General features: G+C 40.0%; 12 protein-coding genes. 2 read left to right on the top strand and 10 right to left on the bottom strand.

Going from position 1 to position 13,202, the window contains the following annotated elements:
* Positions 1-66 precede the first annotated feature (66 nt).
* From F959_RS16090 to ribF, 5 genes are all read right to left on the bottom strand, one after another.
* Positions 67-609: an NADPH-dependent FMN reductase gene (locus tag F959_RS16090; protein ID WP_004882180.1), complete on the bottom strand. Its 543-nt coding sequence runs from the start codon at positions 607-609 to the stop codon at positions 67-69.
* A gap of 106 nt (positions 610-715) precedes the next feature.
* Positions 716-1,198, bottom strand: coding sequence for an FKBP-type peptidyl-prolyl cis-trans isomerase (locus F959_RS16085; RefSeq protein WP_004882179.1), 483 nt, complete (start codon positions 1,196-1,198; stop codon positions 716-718).
* A 1-nt stretch (position 1,199) separates the two neighbouring features.
* Positions 1,200-1,730: a signal peptidase II gene (gene lspA, locus F959_RS16080; RefSeq protein ID WP_004882178.1), complete on the bottom strand. Its 531-nt coding sequence runs from the start codon at positions 1,728-1,730 to the stop codon at positions 1,200-1,202.
* Positions 1,723-4,560 carry an isoleucine--tRNA ligase gene (ileS, locus tag F959_RS16075; RefSeq protein WP_004882177.1) on the bottom strand — a complete coding sequence of 946 codons (2,838 nt, stop codon included), beginning with the start codon at positions 4,558-4,560 and terminating at the stop codon, positions 1,723-1,725. Before ileS ends, lspA begins: the two co-directional genes overlap by 8 nt.
* A 62-nt stretch (positions 4,561-4,622) precedes the next feature.
* Entirely contained in the window at positions 4,623-5,624 is a 1,002-nt protein-coding gene (gene ribF / locus F959_RS16070; protein ID WP_004882176.1) for a bifunctional riboflavin kinase/FAD synthetase, read from the bottom strand.
* 207 nt (positions 5,625-5,831) lie between these two features.
* Here ribF and F959_RS16065 point away from each other — a divergent pair, with 207 nt between their 5' ends.
* Positions 5,832-6,965 carry a TDT family transporter gene (locus F959_RS16065; RefSeq protein ID WP_004882175.1) on the top strand — a complete coding sequence of 378 codons (1,134 nt, stop codon included), beginning with the start codon at positions 5,832-5,834 and terminating at the stop codon, positions 6,963-6,965.
* 62 nt (positions 6,966-7,027) lie between these two features.
* Positions 7,028-7,594 (top strand): 5'-methylthioadenosine/S-adenosylhomocysteine nucleosidase family protein, encoded by a 567-nt coding sequence (locus F959_RS16060; RefSeq protein ID WP_004882174.1) that lies wholly within the window; start codon positions 7,028-7,030, stop codon positions 7,592-7,594.
* Positions 7,595-7,796: 202 nt separating this feature from the next.
* On the opposite strand, the gene F959_RS16055 is transcribed toward F959_RS16060, so the two are convergent.
* The 5 genes from F959_RS16055 to ssuD all read right to left on the bottom strand — a co-directional run bounded on the left by F959_RS16055 (position 7,797) and on the right by ssuD (position 13,195).
* Entirely contained in the window at positions 7,797-8,717 is a 921-nt protein-coding gene (locus F959_RS16055) for a hypothetical protein (RefSeq protein ID WP_017196975.1), read from the bottom strand.
* A gap of 836 nt (positions 8,718-9,553) precedes the next feature.
* Complete coding sequence (locus tag F959_RS16050; protein ID WP_029424912.1) at positions 9,554-10,165, bottom strand: TetR/AcrR family transcriptional regulator; 612 nt, start codon at positions 10,163-10,165, stop codon at positions 9,554-9,556.
* 240 nt (positions 10,166-10,405) lie between these two features.
* Entirely contained in the window at positions 10,406-11,206 is an 801-nt protein-coding gene (locus tag F959_RS16045; RefSeq protein WP_004882170.1) for an ATP-binding cassette domain-containing protein, read from the bottom strand.
* Positions 11,207-11,219: 13 nt separating this feature from the next.
* The gene (ssuC, locus tag F959_RS16040; protein WP_004882166.1) at positions 11,220-12,023 is read right to left on the bottom strand and encodes an aliphatic sulfonate ABC transporter permease SsuC; all 804 of its coding nucleotides are present in this window, start codon (positions 12,021-12,023) and stop codon (positions 11,220-11,222) included.
* Positions 12,020-13,195 carry an FMNH2-dependent alkanesulfonate monooxygenase gene (gene ssuD, locus F959_RS16035; protein WP_004882165.1) on the bottom strand — a complete coding sequence of 392 codons (1,176 nt, stop codon included), beginning with the start codon at positions 13,193-13,195 and terminating at the stop codon, positions 12,020-12,022. The genes ssuC and ssuD overlap by 4 nt, the downstream gene beginning before the upstream one ends.
* Positions 13,196-13,202: the final 7 nt, after the last annotated feature.

Genomic DNA, 13,202 nt, shown 5'->3' with positions numbered 1-13,202 from the left:
TTAGCGATCAAGTCGGCAGTGGGATAGACGTCAATCCCACTGATCAATGTACGCTTAGGCGCATAATTAAGCGAGATTATATTTCTGTAGTTTTCTGATCAACGCTGCTAATCCTTTTACTTCAAACTCATTAGCTTCAAAGTTCTCGTCTTTATTACGTTTAAAGATATCGCGAATTTCAATCACAGCATTTGGATCAACTAGACCTAAGCTTGAAGTTACTTGGCGAATTTGACTGATTGAACGTGAGCCATTGGTTGAACCATAGCCGATAAAGGCTGCAGGTTTACCTTGCCATTCTTTACCGACATAATCCAAGGCATTCTTGAGTGCTGGACTATAGCCATGGTTATATTCAGGGCTAATGAAGATAAACGCCTGTGCCTGTGCAATTTTATCTGCCCATTGCTGTTGTTTGGGTTGGTCATAGATGCCTGTTGCTGGTGGATGAGAACCTGCAAATAGGGGTAAGTCCCATTCCTTAAGATCGACGATTTCTGTTTGAATATCTTTTAATGCGAGTTCAGTGGTTGCTTGCTGCACCCAATTGGCGACTTTAATCGCTGTGCGACCTTCCCGAACACTACCAACAATAATATAAATCAGCATACTTAAATTCCTGTGTTATTGCTTTGATCTTAAAAAATGAATGCTTTTAAATGATCTTATACTTTTCTTCAGCGTAAAAAAAAGCTCTCATTTGAGAGCTTTTTTGTTACATCAATTTGATGCCTTGCTGGCCTGCAGGGGTAACTTTGAAGATTTCCACTTCAAAGGTAATATTTTTGCCTGCCAATGGGTGGTTAAAATCGATTTCTGTAATGTCATCATTGACCGATTTTACGATTCCAAACAAGGTTGCTTTGGCTTTATCTTCAAATTCAATCATGTGACCGACAATTGGACGTTGTTCAAATTTGACGGTATCGAAGGTTTGAATATTTTCAGGATTCCAAGGACCGAATGCATCTTCTGGCGGTAAATGTACAGTACGACGATCGCCTGCACGTAAACCAAATAATGCCTTTTCAAATCCTGGCAGTAAGTTACCATCACCAATCACAAGATTTACAGGTTCTTCGCGTCCACGCGTGTTGTCGATTTCAACACCATTTTCAATGGATACAGAAAAATGTAAGTCAACTTTTGAGCCATCTTGAATACGGATTTCTTCGTTTGGTTGGATAATTTCGTTCATGTTATGCATCCGTATTTTGGTTGCGTTTCTTCTCTAAGAAGAAAGTATCGATCAGCAGCAAGATCGTTCCCAAAGTAATGGCACTATCTGCAAGGTTAAATGCTGGGAAATGGCTGTTCTGGTAATAGACATGGATAAAATCGACCACATAACCCAGACTGACGCGGTCAATCAAATTACCAATCGCACCGCCCAGAATCAAGGCAATCGCCATCGGTAAAATCACCATTTTCTTCGGCATACGCATTAACCAAAACACAAAAATGATCGATACGATACCCGCTAAAGAGGTAAAGAAATAACGCTGCCAACCACCCGCATCTGATAAAAAGCTGAAAGCAGCTCCATAGTTATGCAGTAAAGTCCAGTTTAAAAATGGTAAAACTGGGATCGGATCGGCGTAATTTAAATGTGTACTAGCAATCCATTTCGTCCATTGATCCAACACAATGGCAAGGACTGAAAGCCCGAGCCAAAGTAAATTGTGCGGATAAAACTGAAACAAGCCTTTTTTTGCTTGTGAATTAGGCATACTTTCTCACTTCGCCACCACCAGTGACGTTGATGATACAACGAGCGCATAAACCTGCATGACCAACATGCGTATTTACATCAGGCAATACATGCCAGCAACGTACACATTTCTCACCATCTGCTGCTGAAACTTGAACGCGCAGACCAGCAAGATCTGTGCTTTCACCTTGTTCAGCATAAGGGTGAACGATGACTTGAGATGTGATCAAGACAAAACGTAATTCATCGGCCAATTGATTTAATAATGTCTGTAATGCTTCATCTGCCCAAAGTTCGACTTTGGCAGATAAGTTACTGCCGATGAGTTTAGCGTTACGTGCGGCTTCAATCTGTTTATTTACTGCTGATTTTACGCTAATCAATGTTTGCCAATCTGCTTCTGAAAGCAGGTTTGCAGTTGATGCAGTTGGGATATCATACCATTCAGCGGTAAATACATATTTTCCTGTTTGTTCAGGAATCAACGGCCAAGCCTCTTGTGCAGTAAAGCTTAGGATTGGTGATATCCAGCGAACAAAGGCTTGAACAATATGATAGAGCGCGGTTTGAGCAGAATGACGTGCTTGAGAATCTGCTTTGGTGGTGTATTGACGATCTTTGATGATGTCGAGGTAGAAACCACCCAAGTCATTGATACAGAAGTTAGTCAGTGCATTGGTCACAATATGGAAATTCATCTCTTCATAAGCTTGCTGAATGGTTTTTTGAACCTCAGCAGCGCGTTGTAAGATGTATTGATCCAATGCAATTAACTGATCTACTGGCAGTGCATCTGTAGATGGTTTGAAACCATTTAAGTTTGCCAATAAGAAACGTAAAGTATTACGAATACGACGATAACCATCAGAGGCGCGGCTAAAGATTTCTTTACCTGCCGTCATTTCATAGCGGTAGTCAGCTGAAGCAATCCAGAAGCGTAAACCATCCGCACCCATATCTTTAATAATGTCTTGTGGGGTAATGATGTTGCCCAATGATTTAGACATCTTACGGCCTTTCTCATCAACCACGAAACCATGGGTGAGTAGGCCTTTATATGGTGCACGTTCATTGATTGCAATTGAAGTCAGCAATGAAGATTGGAACCAGCCACGGTGTTGGTCTGAACCTTCAAGATATAAGTCTGCTGGATCTTGAAGATCATCACGTTCACGCAGCACAGCGTAGTGTGTTGTTCCAGAGTCAAACCAAACGTCTAGGGTATCGCGTACCGCATTATATTGTTCTGCATCAGCACCGATGAACTCACTCGCTTCACGGTTATACCAACCATCGATACCTTCTTGTTCGATTAGTTTAGCCACTTCTTCGATCAACTCAGGCGTGCGTGGGTGCAATGCATTGGTATCTTTGTGTACAAAGAATGGGATTGGCACGCCCCAAGTACGTTGACGTGAGATACACCAGTCAGGACGACCTTCGATCATCGACTGAATACGGCTTTGTCCCCAATCAGGCACAAATTCGATATCATTTTTAATCGCCTTCAAGGCATTTTGGCGTAGACCATTTGCATCCATACTGATAAACCACTGCGGTGTTGCACGGAAGATAATTGGTGTTTTATGACGCCAGCAGTGCGGATAGCTGTGTTTAATTGGTTGATGTGCCCATAAACGACCCACTGCGCCCAATGCCTCAATGATTTGAGGATTTGCTTTATAGATGTGCTCGCCAGCAAAGATCGGAGCTGTTGGCAAATAGACACCATTGCCGCCCACTGGATTATCTACTTTTAGATTGTACTGTAAACCGACTTTATAGTCGTCTACACCATGGCCGGGTGCGGTATGAACAGCACCTGTGCCACTTGTTGCGATGACATGCTCACCTAAAATCACAGGTACTTGACGATCTGTTAACAGTGGGTGTTGCAATAACAGATTTTCGATTGCCGCGCCTTTAAAATCAGCCAATACCACTGGATTTTCTAGTTTGTAGCGTTCGATCGCAGATTCAACCAAATCTTTAGCTAGAATAAAGTTTTGCGTGCCGCGTTCAGTGGTCACTTGAACCAATTGATAGTCGATTTCAGCGTGTAGTGCTACAGCTTGGTTAGCAGGCAAAGTCCACGGTGTAGTGGTCCAAATCACGATATCAGTTGCATCTTGCACATCAACAGCCAAACGTGTGCTTAAATCTTTGAGATCAACAACGCTGAAGCCAACATCAATTGCATCCGATTTTTTATCTTCGTATTCAACTTCCGCCTCTGCGAGTGCAGAGCCACAGTCCATACACCAGTTGACTGGTTTTAGACCCGGTTCAATATGACCAGCTTTGGCAATTGCACCTAGTGATCGTACGATGTCCGCTTCTTGTTTGAAGTTCATGGTGAGATAAGGATTGTCCCAGTCACCAAATACCCCCATACGCACGAAGTCTTTCTTTTGTAGCTCAACTTGTGAATAGGCATATTCACGACATGCTTTACGGAAAGTTGAAGCATCAACTTTAACACCGACTTTGCCGACTTTTTCTTCGACTTTCAGTTCGATTGGTAGACCGTGACAGTCCCAACCCGGTACATAGGGTGCATCGAAACCATCTAAAACGCGGCTTTTAATGATGATGTCTTTTAAAACTTTATTGACTGCATGACCTAAATGGATTTGACCATTGGCATATGGAGGGCCGTCATGAAGTACATATTTTTTCTTGCCAATACGCGATTCACGAATCTGCTGATAAATGTTGTCGGCATACCACTCTTCTAACCATTTAGCTTCACGCACAGCTAAGTTTGCTTTCATCGCAAATTCAGTATGAGGTAAATTGAGTGTGGCTTTATAATCCACTGCATTTTCAGGAGTTTGCTTATCGCTCATGCAAGTTTTCTTCCAGTTTGATCAGTTTGTAAACTGACATGTATTACAAATGAAAATTAAATTTAAAAAGGAAATTCTGAAGTACGATTACGATAATCACGTAATTTTTGTACATCATCATCAATTCCGACTTTGAGTGCTTCAAGCGAAGGGTAATTCAATTCACCATGTAAATAGTGAAGAAAAGTCACCCGCATCAATAAGCCATACAGATTAGCAGAAACATCAGGGAAATGTACTTCTAATCGCCATTCTGGCTGTGCTTGTTGGATGGCAGGACGTGTCCCCACATGACCTGCACCAAATAAACTATCATTTTGATAGCCTGCAATACCGTTGAGCGCAGGATCTGAATGTTTAATTTTTTCACTCAATGACGCGTTTTCACAGACCACATCCACTGCATAGATGCCATTTAAACAGGGTTTATGGCGATTTAGACGCACGTTAATGGTTGGAAAATCAAGAGTACGACCAATCTGATCCCCGTATTGAACTCGACCTGTAATGCTATAAGGACGACCTAGTAGTTGTGCGGCTAAAGCAAGATCGCCTTCTTGTAGTACTTGGCGAATACGAGTAGAACTGACGCGTTCACCTTTTAAGGCAACGGTATTTAAATTTGTGACATCAAAACCATAATCACGTAAAAATTCGCTATTGCCCTGACGATCTTTACCAAAATGAAAATCATCGCCCAGCACTAGACTTCGTGCATTAAGCTTTAATTTGAGCAAGTCAGCAAATTGTGTTGCACTGAGACTTCTAAAATATTGATCAAATTTTGCGACTGCGATGTAATCGACACCCAGTTCAGTTAAATATTCGACTTTTTCACGTAATGAGCTAATGCGCGGAGGTGCGTCATAACCTTTAAAAAATTCAAGTGGTTGCGGCTCGAAAATCATGACTAATGTTTTTAAGCCTTGTGCTTTGGCTAACATTTGCAATTGAGCAATCATCGCCTGATGACCGAGATGGACACCATCAAAATTGCCAATCGTTACCGCAGTCGGAGGTAACTGAAAATCTGGCGATAATGCGTTGAGACGAAGCAACTTCATGGGCGTTAAATACAGTGAATTTTGCAAAGGCTATATATTGCCATAATCTCGGCGTTTCGTCTTGTTGTTGTGTTTTTACACAGAAAAATTTCAATATTTAAAACTTTTATATCAATTTAATTTATTCATTAAATAAAAATAAATCAATTTTTCTTATTTAAAATCTCTTTTAATATAACGCTATCGTCGCTTTATATCGAGATAGAGATGAAAAAGCCATTTTATCAGCTAGAACAGAGCAGGGATGTGATTCGCCATTTTACCCCAAACTGGTTTACTGCAACCATGGGAACAGGCGTTGTCGCAATGATTTTAGCACAGCTGCCTTTTGCTTCATCTGTTTTGTTTATGCTTGCAACTAAATTATGGCAGTTTAATATTTTGTTATTTAGCACTTTTAGCATGCTTTATGCTTTACGTTGGATTTTATTTCCAAATGAAGCAAAACAGATTTTTAATCATGCCAATATGAGCTTGTTTTTAGGCGCTATTCCCATGGGTTTAGCCACTATTGCCAATGGTTTCCTCAGTTTTGGTATTCATCTCTACGGGGATATTGCAATATATATTGCTGAATACCTTTGGTATCTCGATGTTTTGCTCGCAGTGATGATCGCATGGATTGTGCCGTTTTGTATGTTTAGCTGCCAAGATCATCAGCTACATCGTATGACGGCAGTATGGTTACTCCCGATCGTAGCGTGTGAAGTTGCAGCCAGTTCTGCTGGTCTTTTATTGCAACATTTAGCAGCTAACCAACATGCGTTAATGATCTTGATAACAGGCTATGTGTTGTGGGGGATTTCAGTACTACCTGCTTTTGCGATCTTAACCATTTTAATGTTGCGTTTGGCTTTGCACCAATTGCCAGAGAAAGAAGTCGCGATTTCTAGTTGGTTATGTTTAGGACCGATTGGAACGGGAGCATTAGCTTTATTATTGCTTGGTGAGCAAGCGCCACGAATTATGCAAGTGATGGGTTTTGATGGATTAGCAGTATTACTTCCAGCCCTGGGTATTGTGGCAAGTTTAGTATTATTTGGTTTTGGTTTGTGGTGGTTTGGAATTGCAATTCTTACAACTTTACGTCATACACGCACAGGTATTCCATTTAATCTCGGTTGGTGGGGTTTAACGTTCCCATTCGGCGTGTTTGTTTTAGCGATCTTTAACTTAGCACATCAGTTACATATCGACTTCTTACAGTATGTGGCGGTGATATTAAGTGTATTGTTAGTTGGCTTGTGGGCGTTGGTGGTGAAGAAAACCATAGCGGGGGCGTATAGCGGTCAATTATTTTTCTCTCCTTGTTTGGTCGCCTTACAGCAGAAGATGCAATAATATCGAGGTGTGCCGAAGCACACCTTTTTTGTGTCTCTATTTTGATTTGAACGAGTTTTTTTATGAATGCTGATATTGCCCTGATTATGGCGTTGCCAAATGAGTCGAAAGGTTTATTTGAGCAATCAGGCATTGACGTTCATTACAGTGGAATCGGCAAAATTAATGCAGCATTCAAAGCCTTTGACGTGATTCAAAAAACAGGCTGTAAAACGCTGATCAATTTAGGTAGTGCAGGCAGTTCGCACTTTGATGCGCATAGCTTGGTCGAGGTTACGACTTTTGTGCAACGTGATATGGATGTTTCACCTTTAGGTTTTGCTGTTGGGGTGACACCGATGGATGAGCATTTTCCAGCAGAGATTCATGCACAACCCCACTTTGAATCCTTACCAAAGGGAATTTGTGGTACGGGTGATTCGTTTGAAACAGGAGTACCAAAGGTCAGTTGTAATCTTGTGGACATGGAAGCCTATGCCTTGGCTAAAGTGTGTAAAAAGCTCGGTGTACGATTGATCTCAGTCAAATACATTACTGATGGTGCAAATGATACTGCTCATTTGGATTGGGAAGAGAACTTGTTGCTTGGCGCACAAAAATTATTGGCGTTGTATCAGGCACATTTTTAAAAGGTGTTCATCTTGGGCTTTTTTGGGAACGATTAAAGGCAGAGATCATTCAGGAAGCGATTGCAAAAAAGTGGTGAAACCATCTTGAAAGCTCCGCTGTATTCTCTTGTAAGCCTGTATTTAGCGATTTTCATACGGTGCTATGGTTTCTCCCTTTGGTCAAACCAATTGGCTTTGTGATAGGTTTGTGCAACAAAGCCGTTTAAGGTCCAACAGTGCCTTCAAGATAAATGTCTGGATAACCATCATTAGACATTTTAAATTGGTTAAAATTTACTGTTAAATTGATTGGATTAAATGAAATATTTCCAATATTAGTATTACTTTTACGCTCCCATATAGATAAAGGAAGACCTAGACCTATTGGGATAGCGTACCAAACTTCATTCACAATGCTATTGATAGTTTTAATATATAGAAAATTTTCAAAAATAGACTTTGATGTTATAAAACGATTAATATTATGATTAGTAAAAGAATAGAACCTAAAGTTAGGTTGTGTCATCGGTATATCTTGATTATTATCGGAAATTCTATATATCATATTGTATGAACCTGATGTTGGTATATTAACAACTGTCGGATTCTGCTGGAGGTGACCTGAAATTGAACCTGATAATGTTAAATATTTTTTATCGTAATCATAAATTTTAGATTGGTTAAAAATAATTTTACTACTGCCTGTTTTATGATCTATTTTCATAGAAATATTATCACAAATAGGCACTTGTTGATCACCACAAGAAAATACTAAAGCCAAGTCGGGATTATTATTATCTATCCATAATTGCATTTTTGAAGGTTGATTTTTTGATTCTTCAAAAGAAATACTAAGAGAGTAATTACTTTCAACTTTAAACTGATAAATCAGCTCATAACTTTTCTTGTAACTTTCCTGTTCAAAATCAAAATTTTGAGAATAAAGATATACTGGTTGAGTATCATCTATGCTCGTTATTTTTCTTTTGAGTGATTTCAATTGTGAATTTTCATCACTTATTTGTAAAAGCGAGTTTACAGAGTTTTCTCTTTTAATTTGATTTTCATTGCCATTAGTAGAATTATTTTCCTCACAGGCTGTCATTAAAACGGGTATAAATATTGCCAGGATGTTTTTTTTCATTGTTAAACTTCATTTGTAAAATGATTAGCTATAACATAGCTTACTATAGATCATGAATTTCTTTTTTATTCTAAGCATAAAAAATCACAATTATTTTTAAACAGAGAAACAGAATTCAATATGACAGTAATAACTATAAGGTAATTAATGCTATTAAATACTCTGCAATATCTAAAAAAACAATAACTTGGTTATCTATAGAACCTCAATAGTCTGAGCAAATGAATAAAATATTCGAATACAACACATAAAATATCTAAAAAAATGTACTCAACTTCTCAATTCGTGTCCCAAAGCGTCGCACTTCGTGCTTTGACTTTGCTAAGCGGTTGAGAGAGTTTCGGCAATACTCCTTATTGCCTGTGCTGATAGAACAAGGACTTTCTAATCCATCACGGATTTTTCCTTTATATAATTTTTGCCTCATAGATAGGTAAACAGGTTGCTATTGAAAGCTGACCAAAGAATGCTGTTGTTCCCGCAGGGAAATCATTGTTTTAAACTGAAGATGATTGATATTTATTCAACATAATCCATCCTATTTTGTATAGATATTAGTTGGCTAATTTGTAAGTTTTTTTAAAATTAACATAACACAGCTTATACGAAACCTTTAATATTTTATATTTAGTATCAATATCTTAGTAAATATCATTTCTGTGTTCTGCTCACGGAAACTGATTTTACATGATATAGGTCTATTTATCATTGTTCCATTATTTTGTTTAGATCAACTTAATAACATCCTCATGTATTGAATAAAAAAAAGCGACTATCGAAGTCGCTTTTTTATTGCATCTCAACCATTAGAATTAAGGTGATTTCACAGCAAAAATTTAACGTGGTAATACACCGTACAACATCATATGTACGGTGTGTTCGATGGTGCGTTGAAACATACTGCGATTGCGTAAGGTTTTCCCAGTGACCATTTCCATTTGTGTAGAAAAATCTGCGTAATTTTGAGTGATCGCCCATATATTAATAATGAGCAATTCAGGATCGATTTCTGCTGCAATTTTGCCTTGTTCTTGCCAAGTTTGGATCACTTTGGTTTTACGTTTAAATAGCTTTTTCAAAGGACCTTTTAAAATAGGGAGAATATGCGGAGCACCCTGAATAATTTCTAATGCAAATAAACGAGAAGCTTTTGGCTGATCCCTTGAACTTTCTAATTTTTGAATTAGATAGTGTGTTAATGCTTCAGTGGGCTCAAGTTCTGACTCAAGGTTTTGCAAAGGAGCAAGCCACTTCTGTAAAACTGTTGTAAGAACTTCAACGTAAAGAGACTCTTTATTTTCATAATAATAGAAAATATTCGATTTATGCATATTTGCAAGCTGTGCAATCTCATCCAAACTTGCACCACTGAACCCATAGACGGAAAAAACATCTAGGGCAGCATTCAGCAATTGATTGCGCTTTTGTGTACTTTTTTTCTGTTCCATCTGAGAGCTTGATTCAAAAAATGTCATTGACATTGTAAGATAATTTGTCGGATTTGTGCACAATAACGCATTTTTTTTGTCGAAAAAAACTTTACGATGAAATGAAAATTCCCTACGTAATTGATAATTCTTGAAATCTCAATATATGAATACATATTTTGTAAAAAATTAATCTGTGTTGGTCTTGCAAGAACACTGAAATTCTATTATTTGGCATGCCTTTAAATATAAAAAGCAGTTTTAGGTTGCTAAAACTGCATCAAGTACTTGTTGTTCAAGCTGAGTGAAAGCAATGCTTTTTTTACGGGGACGGGGGAGGTCTACTTGGAAATTCCGTGCGATATGACCTTGATCCAGCAAAATGATTCGATCTGCCAATTGCACTGCTTCACTGACATCATGTGTGACTAAAATTGCAGTAAAACCTTGTTCTTTCCATAGACATTCGATCAAATTTTGCATTTCTAAACGCGTCAAAGCATCTAATGCGCCTAATGGCTCATCCAGCAATAAAATACGTGGTGTATGTGCAAGTGCGCGTGCAAGAGCAGCACGTTGGCGCTGTCCACCAGAAAGCTGTGCTGGCCATTGATTGGCTTTGTCTTTTAAGCCTACTTTTTCTAATAATGTTGCTGCAAGCGCATATTGTTCTTTAGCTAAACCCAGTTGAGCATTGTGCAGAACACTTTTCCACGGTAATAATCGAGGATCTTGGAACATCACGCGAATATCAGCGCTCGTAATGCCCTCACGGAAATTGCGAGCAGATTGAAATTTAATTTCTCCATAACTGACATTTTCTAACTGAGCAATCAAACGCAGTAGCGTACTTTTGCCGCAACCACTGCGTCCAACAATAGCAACAAATTCACCCGCTTGAATGTTGAGGTCTAAATCCTCAAGAACTTTGACATCACCATAAAATTTATACAGTTGCTCAATCAAAATATCAGCGCCATTGGCGGGTACTGTAGAAGTTTCTGGTTCTGTTATTGGTTGAATGAGACTGCTATCGTAAAAGTTTAAATTTAAGTTACTCATATTTCTGTGCCTTTTATTTTTGATAGCCTGCGTGCCAACGCAATAGATAGCGTTCTAGCGCTTGTGCCAATACATCTGCTAATTTACCCAGTAGGGCGTAGAGTAAAATACCGACTAAGACAATATCGGTCTGTAAAAATTCGCGTGCATTCATGGTCATATAACCAATTCCCGACTGTGCTGAAATCGTTTCTGCAACGATTAAGAGTACCCAAACCAAACCTAGAGAAAAGCGCAGTCCAACTAAAATCGAGGGCATCGCACCCGGTAAGATAATGTCTCGATAAAGCTGCCAACGATTCAGACCGTAGCTTTTACCCATTTCGATGAGCTGTGGGTCGACAGAGCGAATACCATGATAGGTATTGATATAGATCGGAAAAAATACGCCGATCGCAACCAAAAATAACTTGGCTGTTTCATCAATACCAAACCATAAAATTACCAGTGGAATCAGTGCCAGTGCAGGGATGTTACGGATCATTTGCAGGGTAGTATCCAGCAAGGTTGAAGCTACACGCGATGAGCCATTGAGTAGTCCTAGTATCAGACCGAGCCCACCACCAATTAATAAACCGAGTAGCGCCCGACCTGCACTGACTTTGACATGCTGCCAAAGTTCGCCACTGACTAGCAAATGCCAGAAAGCACTCACAACAGCAGTTGGGGCAGGTAATATTCGATTTTGTAGCAACCCAGAGCTAGATGCTGTTTGCCAAATCAGAAACAGCAGAATTGGGAATAACCACGGCAGTAGACCTTTACCTATTCTTTGTGTTCCACGTGAAACATCATTCAAAAAAGGTTTTGCACTCATGCGTCCTCCTTGACCAAGGTTTTTGGCACTTCCTCTTCGGGCACATAGTTATTGGCAATGATTTCTCCGAATGGACCTGTGAGATGAGGTTGTGCCAATTTTTCACGAGTTTTAAGTGGGAGGAATGGGAACACTAACTCTGCAAAACGGATTGATTCTTCCAAATGTGGATAGCCAGAGAAAATAAAGGTATCAATGCCTAAGTCCGCATATTCTTGAATACGAGCGGCAACTGTTTCAGGGTCACCAACTAAAGCAGTCCCAGCACCACCACGAACTAAGCCAATGCCTGCCCATAAATTCGGAGATACTTCCAATTGATCTTTACGTCCGCCGTGTAGTGCAGCCATACGTTGCTGACCGACTGAGTCCATCTGTGCAAATTTTTTCTGTGCCGCCGCAATTGTGGCATCATCCAGATATTGAATTAGTTCATCGGCGGCGGCCCATGCTTGTTCATTGGTTTCGCGTACAATCACATGCAAACGGATGCCATAAGTAAGTGTGCGACCTTTGGCAGCTGCTTTAGCACGTAGATATTCAATTTTCTCCTTTACTGCAGCAGGAGGTTCACCCCAAGTCAGATAGGTATCAACTTGTTCAGCTGCCAACTCTGTTGCAGCTTCTGAAGAACCACCAAACCAGAGGGGGGGGTATGGCTGTTGTACAGGTGGATAGAGCAGTTTGGCGTCATCGACACTGAGGCGTTCGCCGTGGAATGTAAATGATTCACCCGTATGTGAGCGAGTCAGGATTTCACGCCAGATTTTCACATATTCGGATGCGGTCTGATAACGGGTACTATGATCTTCATATAGACCATCACCTTTCAGTTCTTGTTCGTCACCGCCAGTCACCAGATTCAGCAAAATACGCCCATTGGAGAGGCGGTCAAAAGTGGCTGCCATACGTGCCGCAAGTGCAGGGGTGGTAATACCCGGGCGTAGTGCTACCAAAAACTTAAGTTGCTTAGTCGCATCAATCAGACTTGCTGCAGTGATCCATGGATCTTCACAAGAACGGCCAGTCGGAATCAATACCCCTGTATAACCGAGATTATCCACGGCAACGGCAATCTGTTTCATATAAGCATGATCGACCTGACGAGCACCCTTACTGGTGCCTAAATAACGACTGTCACCATGAGTGGGGATAAACCAGAAAATATTCATGTCGATG

It is taken from the genome of Acinetobacter venetianus RAG-1 = CIP 110063, from assembly GCF_000368585.1.
GTDB lineage: Bacteria > Pseudomonadota > Gammaproteobacteria > Pseudomonadales > Moraxellaceae > Acinetobacter > Acinetobacter venetianus.
The sequence above is the reverse complement of the archived record's forward strand: the minus strand, read 5'-3'. Positions and strand labels throughout refer to the sequence as shown.

What these genes read in the sequence shown, in the direction of transcription:
- F959_RS16085 (WP_004882179.1), bottom strand. Translation starts at nt 1,198, where the DNA reads ATGAACGAAATTATCCAACCAAACGAAGAAATCCGTATTCAAGATGGC.
- F959_RS16090 (WP_004882180.1), bottom strand. Translation starts at nt 609, where the DNA reads ATGCTGATTTATATTATTGTTGGTAGTGTTCGGGAAGGTCGCACAGCG.
- F959_RS16045 (WP_004882170.1), bottom strand. Translation starts at nt 11,206, where the DNA reads ATGAGTAACTTAAATTTAAACTTTTACGATAGCAGTCTCATTCAACCA.
- ssuD (WP_004882165.1), bottom strand. Translation starts at nt 13,195, where the DNA reads ATGAATATTTTCTGGTTTATCCCCACTCATGGTGACAGTCGTTATTTA.
- ribF (WP_004882176.1), bottom strand. Translation starts at nt 5,624, where the DNA reads ATGAAGTTGCTTCGTCTCAACGCATTATCGCCAGATTTTCAGTTACCT.
- F959_RS16050 (WP_029424912.1), bottom strand. Translation starts at nt 10,165, where the DNA reads ATGGAACAGAAAAAAAGTACACAAAAGCGCAATCAATTGCTGAATGCT.
- F959_RS16055 (WP_017196975.1), bottom strand. Translation starts at nt 8,717, where the DNA reads ATGAAAAAAAACATCCTGGCAATATTTATACCCGTTTTAATGACAGCC.
- F959_RS16060 (WP_004882174.1), top strand. Translation starts at nt 7,028, where the DNA reads ATGAATGCTGATATTGCCCTGATTATGGCGTTGCCAAATGAGTCGAAA.
- ssuC (WP_004882166.1), bottom strand. Translation starts at nt 12,023, where the DNA reads ATGAGTGCAAAACCTTTTTTGAATGATGTTTCACGTGGAACACAAAGA.
- F959_RS16065 (WP_004882175.1), top strand. Translation starts at nt 5,832, where the DNA reads ATGAAAAAGCCATTTTATCAGCTAGAACAGAGCAGGGATGTGATTCGC.
- ileS (WP_004882177.1), bottom strand. Translation starts at nt 4,560, where the DNA reads ATGAGCGATAAGCAAACTCCTGAAAATGCAGTGGATTATAAAGCCACA.
- lspA (WP_004882178.1), bottom strand. Translation starts at nt 1,730, where the DNA reads ATGCCTAATTCACAAGCAAAAAAAGGCTTGTTTCAGTTTTATCCGCAC.